The 15,641-nt window shown below is 67.2% G+C and carries 13 protein-coding genes; 5 read left to right on the top strand and 8 right to left on the bottom strand.

Annotation, left to right across the window (positions count from 1 at the left end; genetic code table 11):
• Positions 1-238: 238 nt before the first annotated feature.
• From IPI67_29345 to IPI67_29335, 3 genes are all read right to left on the bottom strand, one after another.
• On the bottom strand, positions 239-1,372 hold the full coding sequence (locus IPI67_29345; protein ID MBK7584296.1) for a hypothetical protein: 1,134 nt from the start codon (positions 1,370-1,372) through the stop codon (positions 239-241).
• 275 nt (positions 1,373-1,647) lie between these two features.
• Complete coding sequence (locus IPI67_29340) at positions 1,648-1,977, bottom strand: hypothetical protein (GenBank protein MBK7584295.1); 330 nt, start codon at positions 1,975-1,977, stop codon at positions 1,648-1,650.
• Between the two features lie 230 nt (positions 1,978-2,207).
• Complete coding sequence (locus IPI67_29335) at positions 2,208-2,642, bottom strand: rhodanese-like domain-containing protein (GenBank protein ID MBK7584294.1); 435 nt, start codon at positions 2,640-2,642, stop codon at positions 2,208-2,210.
• Between the two features lie 131 nt (positions 2,643-2,773).
• Here IPI67_29335 and IPI67_29330 point away from each other — a divergent pair, with 131 nt between their 5' ends.
• Positions 2,774-4,372, top strand: coding sequence for a ribonuclease J (locus IPI67_29330; GenBank protein ID MBK7584293.1), 1,599 nt, complete (start codon positions 2,774-2,776; stop codon positions 4,370-4,372).
• A 97-nt stretch (positions 4,373-4,469) separates the two neighbouring features.
• The gene (locus tag IPI67_29325; GenBank protein MBK7584292.1) at positions 4,470-5,456 is read left to right on the top strand and encodes a metallophosphoesterase; all 987 of its coding nucleotides are present in this window, start codon (positions 4,470-4,472) and stop codon (positions 5,454-5,456) included.
• Between the two features lie 51 nt (positions 5,457-5,507).
• On the opposite strand, the gene IPI67_29320 is transcribed toward IPI67_29325, so the two are convergent.
• Positions 5,508-6,344 carry a hypothetical protein gene (locus IPI67_29320; GenBank protein ID MBK7584291.1) on the bottom strand — a complete coding sequence of 279 codons (837 nt, stop codon included), beginning with the start codon at positions 6,342-6,344 and terminating at the stop codon, positions 5,508-5,510.
• A 12-nt stretch (positions 6,345-6,356) separates the two neighbouring features.
• Entirely contained in the window at positions 6,357-7,565 is a 1,209-nt protein-coding gene (locus IPI67_29315) for an acetyl-CoA C-acyltransferase (protein MBK7584290.1), read from the bottom strand.
• A gap of 126 nt (positions 7,566-7,691) precedes the next feature.
• Here IPI67_29315 and IPI67_29310 point away from each other — a divergent pair, with 126 nt between their 5' ends.
• Entirely contained in the window at positions 7,692-9,107 is a 1,416-nt protein-coding gene (locus IPI67_29310; protein MBK7584289.1) for a hypothetical protein, read from the top strand.
• A 6-nt stretch (positions 9,108-9,113) separates the two neighbouring features.
• On the opposite strand, the gene IPI67_29305 is transcribed toward IPI67_29310, so the two are convergent.
• The gene (locus IPI67_29305) at positions 9,114-10,745 is read right to left on the bottom strand and encodes a hypothetical protein (protein MBK7584288.1); all 1,632 of its coding nucleotides are present in this window, start codon (positions 10,743-10,745) and stop codon (positions 9,114-9,116) included.
• Between the two features lie 76 nt (positions 10,746-10,821).
• Between IPI67_29305 and IPI67_29300 the strand changes: the two genes are divergently transcribed.
• A complete protein-coding gene (locus IPI67_29300; GenBank protein ID MBK7584287.1) occupies positions 10,822-12,579 on the top strand; it encodes an amidohydrolase family protein in 1,758 nt (585 codons plus the stop codon).
• A 10-nt stretch (positions 12,580-12,589) separates the two neighbouring features.
• Here IPI67_29300 and IPI67_29295 read toward each other — a convergent pair whose 3' ends face one another.
• Together IPI67_29295 and IPI67_29290 are read right to left on the bottom strand one after the other, a co-directional pair.
• Positions 12,590-12,769 carry a hypothetical protein gene (locus tag IPI67_29295; protein MBK7584286.1) on the bottom strand — a complete coding sequence of 60 codons (180 nt, stop codon included), beginning with the start codon at positions 12,767-12,769 and terminating at the stop codon, positions 12,590-12,592.
• A 20-nt stretch (positions 12,770-12,789) separates the two neighbouring features.
• Positions 12,790-13,830, bottom strand: coding sequence for a hypothetical protein (locus tag IPI67_29290; protein ID MBK7584285.1), 1,041 nt, complete (start codon positions 13,828-13,830; stop codon positions 12,790-12,792).
• Positions 13,831-13,942: 112 nt separating this feature from the next.
• Between IPI67_29290 and IPI67_29285 the strand changes: the two genes are divergently transcribed.
• Positions 13,943-15,556: an FAD-dependent oxidoreductase gene (locus tag IPI67_29285; GenBank protein ID MBK7584284.1), complete on the top strand. Its 1,614-nt coding sequence runs from the start codon at positions 13,943-13,945 to the stop codon at positions 15,554-15,556.
• Positions 15,557-15,641: the final 85 nt, after the last annotated feature.

Here is a 15,641-nt window from a genome sequence, read left to right as displayed (position 1 = left end):
CAGGAGCCTACCAGCAGTCTCAGGTTTCCTGGTTCCTTCGCTCATTCGCTGAGGTGGCCAAGTCGGACTACAAGATCGGCTTCCGCGCTGCGCCACCATCTGGCAGAGGTTCGGTCAATCATGAGCCGACGAGGTGATCGGTTACGCGCCCGAGCTTCAAAACGCACGAGCGCGGGCTCATGGTGCTCTGTACGTCAGGAGTTCAAGACGCGGAGTGCAGAGCACTTACAGCGCAACGCTACTGGGCCGCCCCACGGCGCCCGGGATAAACGCAGCCTGGCTTCACCTTCAGCACGCGCAAGATCGTGTCATAACCTGCGTGCTGCTCCCAGAAGCCGAGCCAGTTCTCATCTTTCCAGGCAAAAGGGCTGAGGTCTCGGGCATCGAAGTCCGGTGTGGACGTGCTGTCGACGATCAGCGACGGAGTGCCCCATTCGGCCGCGTCCAGCGGGATCAGGTAGAGCTTCGTTGTCGAGGCGGAATAGACACGCGCACCGCCCTTGCCCACGGACTGCAGCGCAATTCGGGAGAGGCCCTTGGGGTCCGCGAGCGGATAGATTGACCCCATCGCGGCGTTGCCCGTGGGATCGCCGTCCAGGTTGATGCGTTGCACGACCAGGTCTCCACCGGTCGGTTTGGTCTGGATCCAACCGAGCCAGCCGCCGTCCGCGTCGGCCGCGAGCGCCGGTGGGCCCCGTGGACGTCGTCGGGAACCCGATGGCGTCCACGACCTTCGGGCCTGCCACACGAGCCGAGGTGCGCCGGCCCGGTCGTGCCCCGCAAGCAAGTTGTCGGTGTCCGCGCTGAAGACGTAGGGCCGACCACTCTCTGGGCCAGTGCAAGTCTTGCTGCCAAGCTCGCTGGCGGAGACGTTGGGAATGCTGCCGTACTGGGTGAGGGGCAGCAGCACCTTACCGGTCTCGTCGATGCGTGCGACGTGCAGCGTGTACTGGGGGGGCGCTCCGTAGGCGTGAAGCGCAAACGCTTCGCCATCCCAGCCGGCAGCCAACTGCGTACCGATGAGGAGCGGGTCGCCGGCAACCGGCAGCACGACGTTGGCGAAGGGCTTGTCATCTCCGACATGAAAGAGCATGGCCCGCTGTGGTCGCTCTCCGTTCTCGACCCAGTCGTAGCCGACGACGAAAGTCCCATCTGAGCGGGCACCGACGGAGTAGAGGCCGCTGAGCTTCGCCGTTACACTGGGCGGGTAGGGATCGAACAAGTTCTGGCCCAACAGCGTGCCCGTGTCGCGGTCGAACGTGTCGACGATCAGCCAGACCCGGCCGGAATCCCACTGCGGGGGCTGATTGGGCTTCGGTAGCCACTTCACGGCCCACCACGCAACGTGGACGCCCTTGTCGGTGGCCCACATGCCGCCTCCAAGGATTCCAGCCGGGCCAGTGTAGTCGCCCGGACTCTGAAGAAGCTGCGTGGACACCACGATGTCGACACACCCCTCTCCCCCGCCCACGCCGCCCGTTTGAGGGCTGTCGTCGGCGTCGCCCGCATCCCCATCAGTCCCAGCGCTACCGCCCGCGCCAGCGTCAGGGCAACCTACTGAGCAGGCGCCGCCCGAGCCCGGACTTTGCTCGGTGCTCCCGCAGTGAACGAGCATCAGACCCGCCGCGCAGCCCAAGCGCGCGAATCTCACAGCTGGAACCCGTTCTCGTCGGCCCACCCTGCAAGGGCAATCTCCCGCGCGAGGGCGTTCGACAGGGCAACAGTCGCTTGCCCGAGCGTCTGGGGTTTGGTCAGCGCCCGAGCGAGTGATTTGAGGCCGAGGACGTGCGCGAGCTCGATGACCGCGTGATGCGCGTCCGGGCTGGGCCCTGGCGCTTTCGCAGCGAGCTTCACCGCAGCGGCGAGTTGCTGCTTGATGAACGGTCGGGATGCATCGATGTCGGCGCGGGCCGCTGCGAGGTCACCTGCCAGGATGCGGTCCTCGGCGTGCTGCTCGAGCGCGATCGCGCGGTCCAAGTCCGAGAGTCTCGGGCGACGGATAATGACCGCCGCGGGGTTGCCCAGGTTCCCAGCCGCATCTCGAGCCTGGATCTGCACGAGCGCGGTGTCCGCATCTGGCAGCCGGAGCTCCAACCTCCTACGCCTGGTCCTACAGCGCCCTTTCAGCGACGGAACCTTCGCGTTCGATCTAGATCTGCTCTCGCTGTTGGCAGGGCTTGCGAGTGCTGTGCTTCGCGCCGGGAAGTTCATCCGGGCGGCTTGCGCTGTTTGGCGTCGTCGTAGCGTTGGCCTTCGGGTTTGCCGAGCTCGACGGGAAGGCCTTGGGCACGCCAACCCGGCGAAGCCCGTCCGAATGCGTCGCGGCTGCCTTCCCAGCCGGTGGTCAGGTTGGCCACGTCGGTGAAACCAGCACCGAGCAGCATTTCGGCGGCTCGCATCGAGCGCTGCCCCGAGCGACAGCCCATCACCAGCTTCTCGTGTTTGCCAAAGCACTGCTGCATCACCGCGAGAAACTCGGGATTGGGCAGCATGCCGGCGGGCCCGGCGTGCAGCAGGGGCACGTTGAGCGCGCCGGGAGGGTGGCCCGCGTCGAATTCGGGTTCGCTGCGCACGTCGACGTACACGGCGCCCTCGGCGAGCAAGGTCTGGGTTTCTTGCGGCGATACGCTCTTCACGCTCACGGGGGGCCTCCGAGTCGAAGCGCCGAACGTAGTCCCGTCGGCACGAGTCGGCTAGGCTCCTCGCTCTTCTTCTCTCGGAGCTTCATTTGAGTATCCGCATCGTGCCGTTGGGTGGTCTCGGCGAAATCGGCATGAACTGCCTCGCCATCGAGCAGGACGACGGCATCCTGGTCATCGACGCCGGTACCAGCTTCCCCCACGATGATCTGGGCGTCGACGTCCTGCACCCAGACTTCACGTGGCTGGAGCAGAACGCGGAGCGCCTTCACGGTGTGTTCGTCACCCACGGTCACGAGGACCACATCGGGGGCCTGCCCTACCTGCTCGACCGCCTGGATGTCCCGGTGTTTGGTCCGCCGCACGCGTTGTCCTTGGCGCGCCGCCGGCTGGCTGAGCACGACTTCAAGCCCGGTGAGCTCGACCTGCGCGAGGTGCACGCGGGATCGAGCCATCGAGTCGGTCCCTTCGAGGTCGAGGTGGTACGGGTCGCCCACTCCATCGTCGAAGCCAGCGCGCTCTGCATCGAGACTCGGGCGGGATTCGTGTTTCACACCGGCGACTTCAACTTCGATCCCGATCCGCCGGACGGAGAGCCGAGCGATGTGGCGCGCCTGGAAGCGATTGGCGAGCGCGGTGTCGGTTTGATGCTCAGCGACAGCACGAACATCGACACTCCCGAGCGCCAGGGCTCGGAGCGGGAGGTCGCTCAGGCTCTCGAACGTCTGGTCCGTGAGGCATCGGGTCGGGTGATCGTCGCGATGTTCGCCAGCAACATCCAGCGCCTGATTTCCCTGGGTGAGATCGCGGTGCGTACCGAGCGCAAGATCTGTCTTTTGGGTCGCAGCCTCCTCACCCAGCGGGAGGTCGCGAGCCAGATCAAGCGCCTGGCGTGGCCCAGCAATCTGGTCGTGGCCGCCGAGGATGCCAGGAGCCTGCCGCGCAGCCGATTGCTCGTGCTAGCCGGCGGGACGCAAGCAGAGCCGAACAGCGCCATGAGTCGGCTCGCCGCGGGGGTTCATCCACACCTGACCCTAGAAGAAGGCGACAGCGTGGTCTTTTCATCCCGGGTGATCCCCGGCAACGAGCGGCCCGTGCTCGGTTTGATGAACGACCTCCTGCGGCGCAAGGTGCTACTCCACACCAGGATTTCCGATCCCGGCGTGCACACCAGCGGGCACGCCGGTCGCTCCGAACAACGGCGCATGATCGAGCTGATCCGGCCGCAGGCGTTCATTCCGCTTCACGGAACGCTGGCCCACATGACACGCCATGCGGCGCTCGCTGCCGAGCTCGGGATTGCCCAGCGGGTCGTGGTGGAGAACGGCCAGAGTGTCCGTTTTTCTGGCGACGAGGGCCTCTCCCTCGACCAGCGGGTCGTGCACGGTCGCATCGCGGTCGCGCCGCGCGGCGAGCCGTTGCCCGCGGACGTGCTCAAGAAGCGCGCCGAGCTGGGGCGCTCGGGCCTCATCTGCGTCAGTGTGTCCGTGGCGGACTCGGGTGAGGCCGAAGGTCCGCCGAGTGTCCTCTCGCGGGGTGTGCCAGCGGTCGACGGCGACGCCGGGGCGCTCAAGAGCATCGCTCGCGACGTCGTGGCTGCACTGGCCCGAGCCCGAGGTTTGCGCGGCGTGGATCTCGAAGACGAGATCCGACGAGCCGTGCGTCGGCGTGTCACGGACATCTCCGCCGCCCGTCCGGTGGTGGAGGTGATCCTGACGCGGGGCGAGCGCTGAGCCGAGTCCCGCGGCTCGCGGCGTGGAGGCCCGCGGGCCGTGGACGACGCGACCACCCGGGCACTCGGCGCGAGTTTGGACTACGCTCGGAGGCGTGATGCATTGGCGTTGCCTCTGGCTCTCGGTCGTGGCCGTGTTCGCCGCTACCGCGTGCAATTCGGATCCCCCGCGCGAGCCGAGCGCTGCGACGCGGCCCGTCAGCGCACCACCCGCGCCGCCGCTGGACGACTCGTCGTTCCGCTTTCCAGCCCGGGAGCGCCTGGTCGCAATCGGTGATCTGCACGGGGACATCGCCGCCGCCCGCGCCGCGTTGCGCCTCGCCGGGGCCATCGACGACAAGGACAGCTGGATCGGCGGCAAATTGGCGCTGGTTCAGACCGGGGATCAGCTCGACCGGGGCGACGAAGAACCGGAGATCTTGGATCTCTTCGACAAGCTGAAGCCGGCAGCCGAAAAGGCCGGCGGCGCGTTCTTGGCGCTGAACGGCAACCACGAAGTGATGAACGTCGCCGGCGATTTCCGCTACGTCACTCCCGACGGGTTTCGCGATTTTCGGGAGACACCCAGCTCCGGGCCGCGGGAGCGCGCCGCATCGCTCCTGCCTGCGGAGCAATACGGGCGGGCCGCGGCGTTCTTGCCGGGGGGCCCGGTCGCGAAGCGCCTTGCCGAGCGCCCCGTCGTCATCGTCGTCGGCGACACGGTGTTCGCGCACGGCGGCGTCCTACCGGCCCATCTGCGCTACGGCATCGGTCGACTCAACGCCGAGACCCGCAGCTGGATGCAGGGTCAGACGCCGCGCATGCCAGAGCTCTTGAATGGAGACTCCGCGCCGATCTGGACCCGAGAGTATTCCGACGGTGAACCTTCGGCGGCCGCGTGCGGTGCGCTTGCGAGCGTGCTGACGCAGCTCGGAGCAAAGCGCATGGTGGTGGGCCATACGGTGCAAAAGAGCGGTATTACCAGCGGTTGTGCTGGCAAGGTCTGGCGCATCGACGTTGGCCTTGCGCGCCACTACGGAGGTCGCCCCGCCGTGCTGGAGATCCGGGGTGACACACTGACGCCGCTCTCGAGTGACGCGGGGTGACACACCGAGACGACGGGCGCTTCGTTGGCTCGGATTGCGACCGAGTCTCGCTCAGGCTTTCTGACGCGCGAGCGGGATGATCAGCGCCTCTTGTGCACCCTCTTGCGGCGCTTCGCCCTCGTCCAACAGTCTGAGCACGAGCTCGCGACCTTGGCCTCGGACGACGCACACCCGGAGCGCGCGCATCGGCTCGAGGTTCGTCTGATGGCTACCCACCGTCGTCGGAGGCCCCACGCTCTTTGCTGACGGAGCCATCAGCTCCTCCGCCGACATCACCACCGTGCGCTCGGACTGCTGTTTCTCGCTGGGCCGAACGTTGGTGAGCGTCGCTTCGAGGCCGTCGTGGATGATAGGCGGGGGGCGCGGACGCGTGATGGGGCGCGGCATGAACTCGGTCGGCGGCTCGGCCTCGGGTGCCAGGGGTTCTGTCCCGGCGTCCGTCGCTGACTGCTGGCATGCCTCCAGCAACGACGAATCGGGTGTGAAGTGCGAAGTCAGCTCGTCAGGCGTGACCCGATAGGGTTTGGTCTGGAGCAGGCTCTTTTTGGGACGACTGACGCTGGAGCTGGCACCGGCCAGTTTCGCGAGGTCCACCAGCGGCTGCGTCGTCGACGCAGGGCTCGGCGCGACCGCAGGGGGCTGGTTCGTCCGGCGTACCGGCAGCTGCCGATGTTCGAGATCTGTCAGCACACGGCCGAGAGCGTAGGCGCGGTCGTGGCGGCCATCGTTGGTCGCAGACTGCATGGCGGTGTGCAGCCACTTGAGGGTCTGATCGCGGCTGCCTCGAATCCACATGGCCACCGCGGTCTCCAGGGCCCAGCGCACGTCCGCCGAGTCGTCGGGTTGGGGCTCGACCGTAGTCTCCAGGAAATCGCGGTCCCCACTCATCGGATCCGATCTTTACACGCGTTCGAACAAACTGGCGATGCCTTGGCCAACTCCAATACAAAGTGAGGCGAGGCCGAGCTTGGCCTTCGGGTTGGCACGCATCACGCCGAGCAAGGTCGCCACGATGCGCGCGCCCGAGGCGCCGATGGGGTGGCCGAGCGCGATGGCACCGCCGTGGAGGTTGACCTTTGCCGGGTCGAGATCGAGCCCCCGCAGGCAGGCCAGGCTCTGGGCGGCGAAGGCCTCGTTCAGCTCGACCACGTCGAGATTCGGGACACGCAGCCCGACCCGGCTCAGTAGCTTCTTCGTGGCGGGGATCGGGCCTTCGCCCATGTAGCTCGGGTCGACGCCTGCGGTGGCGGAGCCGGCCCAGCGGGCGATCGGTGTGAGACCGAGCTCCTTCACGACGGACTCCGACGCGAGCAGGATCGCCGCCGACCCATCGTTCAGCGGCGACGAGTTCCCGGCGGTGACGCTGCCGTCTGCCCGAAACACTGGCCGCAGCTTGGCGAGCGCCGCAAGGGAGCTGTCCGGTCGCACACACTCATCGCGATCGAAGACGACTGGCGGGCCTTTGGCTTGCGGCACCTCGACCGGGCACAGCTCGTCCGCAAAGGCGTTCTTCTCCCAGGCGGCCGCCGCCTTCTGGTGCGACGCGAGCGCAAACTCGTCCTGCTCTTCGCGCGTCACACCGTATTTCTTCGCGACGTTCTCGGCAGTCTCCCCCATGCTGATCAATTCGAACCGCTCTTTCATGCGCGGGTTCGGGTAACGCCAGCCCAGTGTCGTGTCATACAGCGTGGGCGCGGCTCTCGGAAATGCTTCCTCGGGCTTTGGCATCGAGTAAGGGGCTCGCGTCATGCTCTCGACGCCGCCCGCGATGGCGACCTCGGACTCGCCGACCAAGATCATACGCGCGGCGTCGTTGATGGCCTCGAGGCCCGAGCCGCACAAACGATTGACCGTCACGGCAGGCACTTCGTACGGCAGACCCGCCAAGAGCACGGCCATACGAGCGACGTTGCGATTGTCTTCGCCGGCCTGGTTGGTCGAACCCAAAATGACCTGATCGAGTCGCTCGCACAGCGCGGCATTGCGTTTTGCCAGGGCTGCGACGACGTGAGCCGCCAGGTCGTCGGACCGGACCTTCGACAGCGCACCCTTGAATTTGCCGATGGGCGTACGCACTGCATCGACGATGAAGACCGTCTCGGAAGCCATGGCCGGACTCTAACACCAGCGTGGGCGCCCGCGAGTGTTGTTGCGGGCTCGGCTCGGGAAATTGCGGCGCGCCGCGCGGCAGACGGAGTGCTCGTTCCCGGGGGCGACTTTGGTACAGTCAGCGCCATGCCCAACCCGCCGCCCTTCGATCAGTGGCCCTACCATCGAGCTGGCTCAGCCGTGCAATTTCCGCGCGACGACGGCTGGCATCGGCTGCTGCCGGGACGCATCGCGAACCCGGCTCTGTCCGAGATGGAGTGGGTGTACCTGAACGCACACGTCGAAGAGGTGGGGGGCGCGGGCCGTCGCTTCAGCGTCTTCGTTGCGTACTTCACCCAGGGGCTGCGCTTCCTGGTCGTGCGCGCCTTCGACGCATCGGATCGGTTCATCGCGGACTGGACCGGCACCGCGTGGGGGCTATTGCGCGCGTCACCGGAGCACCTCGACCTCTCTTTCAAACACGGCGGCGGTACGGACCACTGGGTGACGCCGCGAGACGCCGCGGGCGCGCTCGTGCCGTTTGCGGGTGAGCTGGACGCCAAGGACGACGCCGGACACTTCTCGGTGAAGCTCACCAGCAAGAACAAGAAGCGGCCGTACGAGGCGGGCGGAAAAGGTTATTTACCCTTCGGGCGACGCGGCGCGTTTTACTACTACTCCCTCACTCGGCTCGAGGTCATCGGCACCCTCGAGCTCGAGACGCCCGCGGGCGGGCGCGAGACCGTGAGCGTGAAGGGGGTCGGCTGGTACGACCACCAATGGGGCCCGTTCTACGTCACGCCGATTCGAAATCGGAGCCTCGAACAATACGAGTGGATGAGCGTGCAGCTGGACTCGGGTGATGAGCTCTTGCTGACGACGGTGTGGGAGGCGAACGGAGCAACGCCCAGCTTGCCCGCCTACGGGGGTGCCGGGTTGATCCGTGCCGATGGCACGTTCGACAAGCTGGTCGGCGCCGAGCGCTGGAAACGCACGCGGTTCTGGCGATCCCCCGAGCAGCATGCGGTCTACTCCGCCGGTTGGACCTTCGACGCGCCGGAGTGGGGTACGTCGCTGACCATCGCTCCCCGCTACCACGATCAGTTGACTCCTCTGGTGGACGCCCCGCCGCCAAACCTGCTCGGGGCGATGAGCCGGCTGTTCGAAGGTTGGGCCAACTGGCTGGGAGAGTTCTGGGAGGGCACTTGTAGGGTGAGCGGAACCTTCGCCGGCCAACCCGCGACGGGGTACGCGTTTGCCGAGCTGGTCAAGCGCTACGAGGACCCCGAGTTCCACATCCGCATCGCGCGCAACGAGGCGGCCCTCACGGTGCTCGAGTGGCGCGTGGAGAACCCGGACGAACAGGTGCCGCTCATGTACCGATTTTTTCTCGAACGCGCGGACGGTACGCCGCTCCTGGATCAGGACGGCCTGGACATCCCGGTCATGGTGCTCGACGACCCGTCGCTGCCCAAGGGTGAGCAGTTGATCGCCCGGGTCGTGGCCAAGAGCCTGGACGCTGCGCTGTCGGGAACTGCGTCGATTAGCATCGAGCTCGCCTGAGCCGATTCATTTCGGCAGCAAGATCGTCGGTGAGCTGCCGAGGCTGACGTCGACCTTGCCACCCGTCGGGGTCAGCTCGGCGGTCTTGCCGCTGCTCGAGAAATCCCAGGCGTGGGAGAGGAGCGGCTGGGTCGTGGCCAGCGCGTAGCTCGCGGTCGCGCTCTCGTCGCTGCCGGAGGCCTTGGCCCACAGCACGAACGCGGGCTTGCCGGCCGCCGTCTGGAACGCCGCCCCGCCGACGGTTTGCGGTAGCCCGAGCGCCGTGGTGGCGGTCCCGTCGAACTTCGCACCACCGAGCAAGGCCTTCAAGGTTGCGTAGGCCACACCGGTCTCCGTCTTCACGGCTTGGCTCGGCGCGGTGAGCGACACGATGTCCAAGTACAGCCCCATGAAGTCGTAGGGATCGGTGCTGGCTCCGGCTTTGGCCCCGTCGCTCAGCACGAACCAATCGATGCCGTGCACGCCCGCGGCATGGGCCGAGGTCATCACCTTCATCAAGTAGTTCCGCGCGTACTCGGTTCCGCTCGGCGTGCTGGTGATGGTGACGTGCGGAGCGCCGCTCTCGGTGGTCTCGTAGCCGACCACCTGCTTGCCTGCTTTCGTCAGCTCGGCGTCCATCTTCGTCTTCTGATCGAGGTAGCCGGCCACGCCGGCATCCGAGTTGCCCGGCGTGTAGATCGGGTAGTGATGGAAGCTGAGCACGTCGAAATAGTCGCCGCCCTTGCTCGGGAACTCGCTCGTCGCGCTGCCGTCCGCGGGGTTGTCCGTGTAGCGCAACAGGGCACCGAGGAACGACGGGTAGCCGAGGCCGCCGGTGGCGATCTTGGCTTCGGGATCGGCGAGCTTGGCTGCCACGCTCGATACACGCAGCAGGCGCACGTACTCGTAGATGGAGCCGTTGAAACGCGGCAGAGCTTTGGCGAGCGGCGGGGCGCTGCCCCAGGTCTGCGTGACCTGCCAGCTCGAGACCCAGTCCGGTTCGTTCCAGATCTCCCAGACCTTGATCCAGGTCTTGTACTGGCTGACGGTGTCGAACACGTATTTGGCCCAATGGTTGTTGGGATTCACTCCGCCGCCGGGGAGCACGATGGGTTCGTACAGGTTCTTCGGCAGGTAGTGGGCAAGCTCCCAATCCGCGGCGCTGGCGGGCGCGCTGGAGTGGGTGCGGATCGGGCTGGTCAAGAACGCGACCTGATCCTTCATGCCCACGCTCGCGTAGTGCTGCATGTCCTTGACCTCGATGCCATAGCCCCACTTGTCCAGGTGGGTCTCGGGCAGGCTGATGCGCTGGCTGTTGCAGCCCGCGGCGGCCTCGAGATCGGCCTGCACGTCGTCCGCGAAGCCGGCGTTGCGGTGTCCGCCGTTGATCCCGAAGCGAAATGTCGCGCCGAGTGTGGCGCCGCCGCTGCCGCCGAGTCCCGCACTGCCGCCGAGTCCGCTGCTGCCACCGAGTCCCGCGCTGCCACCGAGTCCCGCGCTGCCACCGAGTCCCGCGCCACCTCCGCTCGCGCCGCTGCCCGCCGTGCCGCCGGCGCCGCCGCTATCTTTGGGGTCATCACCCCCGTCGCTGCCGGAGCAACCCAAGAGGAGTGACGTGGCGAGCCCGAGCAGGGTGAGCAGTCGATTCGAAGCGGACATGGTTCGGAGCATCACGATACCAGACGGTGACGCCGAGGGGATCGAACGGCGAAGCCGCGTGCTACGCTCCCGCGCCATGGCGTTGGATCTCATCGTTCGCGGCGGGCGTATCTTCGATGGCAGCGGCGGTGAGCCCTTCACGGCGGACATCGCGATCTCGGGTGGACGCATCACCGAGGTGGGCAAGGTGGACGGGGTCGCGGAACGCGTCATCGACGCGACCGGCGCCATCGTCACGCCAGGATTCACCGACATCCACTGCCACTACGACGGGCAGATCTCCTGGGACCCGGATCTGGCGCCATCGAGTTTGCACGGAGCGACGACGGTCGTGCTCGGCAACTGTGGGGTCGGTTTCGCGCCCGTCCGCCCCACGGATCGCGAGCGACTCGTGGCGCTGATGGAGGGTGTCGAGGACATCCCCGGCACCGCGCTGTCGGAGGGCATCACCTGGGAGTGGGAGAGCTTCCCGGAGTACATGCGAGCGTTGGACCGGTCGCCTCACGCGATCGACTTCGGGCTGCAGATCCCCCACGACGCGCTCAGGGTTTTTGTGATGGGCGACCGCGCCATTGCCGGCGAGTCGCCCACGGATGCCGAGATCGCGACCATGCGCGACCTGGTGCGAGAGGCCCTCGACGCCGGCGCCATCGGGTTCTCGACGGGACGCTCCGACAACCATCGGGCGGCGGACGGCGGCGCCACGCCCGCATCCGAGGCTGATGCCCGCGAGCTCGAGGGGATCGCCAAGGCTTTTGTGGGCCGCTCGACGGGCGTGCTGCAGGCCGTCTCGGACTTCGACATGAACGAGGGCGACGAGCGCTTCGATGCGGAGTTCGACGTGCTCGAGCGCATGGCCGAAGCGGCGGGGGGACGACCGACGTCGGTGTCGCTCATGCAGCGGGATCAGTCGCCCAATCAGTGGCGGCGGATCCTGGAGCGGGTGGAGCGGGCAGTGGCTCGCGGTGTGCCGATGCGGGTCCAGGCTGGGGCCCGCGGCATTGGTGTGCTCCTGGGTCTCGAGGCGACGTTCCACCCCTTCATGGGGTTCCCGTCGTACAAGAAGATCGCCCACCTGCCGCTCGCCGAGCGCGTGCGCGTGCTCTCCGACCCGGCGGTGCGCACGCGGCTCTTGCAAGAGACCCACGAGCCCGTGGCCGGCGATGGCAGCCCAATCCCCCCGCTCGCGGACAAGTTGCTGGCGATGATGGACGTGGTGGCGATGCGATTGTTCCGCCTCGGCGCGACTCCCAACTACGAGCCGGCGGTCGGGGAATCGATCGCGGCCGAGGCCTTTGCGAAGAACCTGCCGGCGCTTCAGGTCGTGTACGACGCGCTGCTCGAAGATGGCGGCAAGGCCCTCTTGTATTTCCCGATCTACAACTACACCGACATGAGCCTCGACAACGTGCACACGATGCTCACGCACCCGCTGGCGTTGCCGGGCTTGAGCGACGGCGGCGCCCATGTCGGCACCGTTTGCGACGCGAGCTTCCCGACCTTCATGCTCACTCACTGGGCCCGGGATCGCGAGCGCGACAAGCTGCCCCTCGCGCGCGTCGTGCGCATGCTGACCCGCGACACGTCGCGCTACGTGGGCCTTTCCGACCGCGGCGAATTGAAACCGGGTCAGCGCGCCGACATCAACGTCATCGAGTTCGAGCGTTTGTCGCTGACGCGCCCGGAGATGGTGTTCGATCTGCCGGCCGGCGGGCGCCGGTTGATCCAGCGAGCCGAGGGATACCTGGCGACACTGGTAAACGGGCAGGTGATCGTCGAAAACGGCAAGCTCACCGGCGCGCGCCCTGGCCGGCTGGCGAGCCCCGTGAGTTAGCGGATGGCGGTCAGACCAGGTGCCACTGCACCTCGACCCGGCTCGGGTCTTGGGGATGCACGATGAGCGGCAGCTTCAACCCCTGAACCAGCCGTGGCACGAGCAGGGGAGGGATCGTCGTCTGATGGTCGAGTCCGCAGCTCTCACACTTGGCAATCGTCGCGCGCCTGGACCGGCGAGAACCTACCACGGGTGTCGTCGAGGCCCGCGTCAGCGGAGCGTGCCGCGCCAGAGGCCGGAGGAACCCCCGAGCCACACCTCAGTGCCGCGTCGACGGACTTGCCGCAGGGGGCCCGCGGGACCGGCTACGACGCTCCAATGCGTCCCATCGAAGTGGGCGGCGCCGCCGTCGGCCGCCAGCCACACGTCGTTCTTTGCGCTTCCCCACAGCCCTCGCGGGCCACGAAGCGGTGCAGGTTCCGCCGTCCAGCTCTTGCCGTCGAAATGGTGCAGCCGCTCGCCCTTGGCCTCCGCTACCCAGACGTCGTCGTCGGCATTGGCCCAGACGCCATCGCCAGCGACGAAAGTGGGCTTTGTTTCGAGCGGATGCCAGCCGTCGCTACGCAAGCGGAACAGGTCCGCTCCTTCGAGCGCCCACGGCACGCCGTTACACAGCTCGACAGCGGGCAGCCCGGGCGGTGGTTTCAGTGTGGTCCAACCCGTGCGGCGCTTGATGATGCAGACGAGGTCGGGCGCGCAGACGACCTCCGGATCGTCGTTGCCCAACACACCGAACAGCGGGCTCGCCTTCTCACCGCCGAGTTTGCCGATCTCCGCCACCGCGCGCTGCCAGCCTCCAGCGCGCCAACGCAGGTAGACTGCCGCAGTCGACTCCGAGCCGCGCTCGAAGCCCATCAGCCGCGGCTGATCGTCGCGGCCGAAGTAGATCTGAACACTCGGGCCAATTGCCGGCGGACGCGGGAGCTTCGTCAGACCCTTCCCGATGTCCAACCAGACCTCACCACCGATGGCCGCGACCCGTGCTTTGTCGCCGAGGGCGAACGAATGGACCGGATCCGACAACGGGTGTTCGAACGCTCCGAGGTCGATCGTTGGCGGTGCCTTCGCCTCGGCCGGAGCGGGGGCTGGGGGCGCTGGGTTCGTCGCTGCGCTCGGGCTCGGGCTGGTCACTTCGGCACGGGCGGAGGGCCGCTTCTCCACAGCGGGAGCGGCAGCGGGTGACTCGGGGTGACCGGTCGCGCAGCCGCTGACGGCAATCACGACGAGGCAAGCTGCGATCGGCTGCTTCACGAGCGCAAGGATACTTCCCCGCGCCTCGGGCGCGCACCACCCGGCTGGGCGATTGCGCAAGCGGGCGCCAGAATCGTTGACCTCCGCTGACACGCCGGGGAGCATCCGGGCTGTGGCAGCGAGAAAAGTTCTGATTCTGGGTGGGGGCCTCTCGGCTCTGTCAGCGGGCATTCACCTCTTGCAGGAGGGCGGGGCCAACGCGTTCGACGTGACCATCGTGTGCATGGAACACCGCCTGGGTGGCAAAGCAGCGAGCTGGCGTCTGCCCGACAACCGCTACATGGAGGTCGGGTTCCACGGCGTGTTCGGGTACTACCACGCGCTTCAGACGCTGCTTGCTCGCGGCGGACACCCGGTCACCGATCCGCGCTGGTTCACCTCCAACGAAGGCGTGCACTTGATGTACGAGGCCAGCGCGCGCGCGGTCAATCGCCTCGACATTCCGTCCGGGCCGCTCGACGTGCCGGCCCTCTTTGGCAGCGGCTTCATCGGTTACCAGGGCATGAGCTTCACCGAGAAGCTCGCGGCGGGGCGCTGGTTGGCGAAGGTCGGCGCGAAGCTGCTGCTGCAGAATGTCGACCCGGCCATCGACGAGCACGCGTTCACTGCCTACGCGGTCGAGACCGGGCTCGACATCGAGCTCACCAAGAAGAGCTGGTTCAAATACGTGCTCGACCTGGCCTTCAACTTCCCGGCAGAGGGTTCGGCCTACGTCGCCAACTACGGTTTTCAGCGGTTGATGGGCAGCGAGAACTCGACCGTCTTCTATTTGAACGGTCCGTTGAGCGAGGTGATCGTCGCGCCAATCGCCGAGCTCTATCGCTCGCTCGGCGGCAAGCTCGAGTTCTGCACGAAGGCGACCCGCATCGAGCTCGATCCCGCCACGAAGCGCGTGACCGAGGTGGCCACGCGCCAAATGGCCACCGCGCAGCCGATCGCCGGCGTGGTGGACCACGTCACGCCCGTGGCAATGGGCGGCGGATACTCCCTCGACGAGAACCCCTATCCGGTCGGAGATCCAGCGCCGGCGTCGAGCAGCGCCGAACGAGTCCTCCGGCGTGGGACCGATTTCGACGACGTCATCTCGGCTCTGCCGGTGGACAGCCTGCGCACGCTGCTCGGCACGACCTCGCGCTTCGACGAGGCCGTGATGGCGGTCCCCGAGCTGCGCACCATCTGGGCGTTGCGTACCGTCGCCTCGATCTCACTCCGGATGTGGCTGCCGCAGAAGGTCATGCCCTCCGACTACGCCACCGTGGTGATGGGGACCCCGCAGCCGTGTGCGACGCTCATCGACTACACCAACCGGGTCACCGAGCTCGAGAACGGTGCCTTCGGTTCGGTGATCGAGTTCGAGGGTCAAGAGGGCCTGTACGCTGGCCTGTCGGACGAGACCATCGTGCGTGAGACGCTCACGAGCTTCAGCGAGCTGCCGTTCGTCGATCGCCAGCGGTTTGACGTCGATCAGGTCGTGACCCAGACCAACGGCAACAAGTGGCTGTTCCGGCGCAACACCGCTCAGCACATGCGCTACCTGCTGATGGAGCCCGGGCACTGGAAGTATCGCCCGCGCCAGGACGTGCGTCCCTACACCAACCTGACCTTGACGGGAGACTGGGTGAACGGCACCCAACCGACTGCGAGCATGGAGGCTGCCGTGCGCACGGGACGAGTCGCGGCAACCTTGCTGCGGGCAGATGCTGGGCTGCCGGCCCCGGTGTCGTGAGGGTGCGCCTGTCGGGCACACGGCTGCCGGAGCCGCGCCGCCCGCCGCCGTGATCCGGGGCGGGCCGCTAGCCCAAAGCGGGCGC

The organism is Myxococcales bacterium, assembly GCA_016706225.1.
Taxonomy (GTDB): domain Bacteria; phylum Myxococcota_A; class Polyangia; order Polyangiales; family Polyangiaceae; genus JADJKB01.
The sequence above is the reverse complement of the archived record's forward strand: the minus strand, read 5'-3'. Positions and strand labels throughout refer to the sequence as shown.

Coding starts and splice junctions, on each gene's coding strand:
- IPI67_29330 (MBK7584293.1), top strand. CDS start 2,774: ATGAACTGCCTCGCCATCGAGCAGGACGACGGCATCCTGGTCATCGAC.
- IPI67_29320 (MBK7584291.1), bottom strand. CDS start 6,344: ATGAGTGGGGACCGCGATTTCCTGGAGACTACGGTCGAGCCCCAACCC.
- IPI67_29300 (MBK7584287.1), top strand. CDS start 10,822: ATGGCGTTGGATCTCATCGTTCGCGGCGGGCGTATCTTCGATGGCAGC.
- IPI67_29315 (MBK7584290.1), bottom strand. CDS start 7,565: ATGGCTTCCGAGACGGTCTTCATCGTCGATGCAGTGCGTACGCCCATC.
- IPI67_29310 (MBK7584289.1), top strand. CDS start 7,692: ATGCCCAACCCGCCGCCCTTCGATCAGTGGCCCTACCATCGAGCTGGC.
- IPI67_29325 (MBK7584292.1), top strand. CDS start 4,470: ATGCATTGGCGTTGCCTCTGGCTCTCGGTCGTGGCCGTGTTCGCCGCT.
- IPI67_29345 (MBK7584296.1), bottom strand. CDS start 1,372: ATGTGGGCCACCGACAAGGGCGTCCACGTTGCGTGGTGGGCCGTGAAG.
- IPI67_29305 (MBK7584288.1), bottom strand. CDS start 10,745: ATGTCCGCTTCGAATCGACTGCTCACCCTGCTCGGGCTCGCCACGTCA.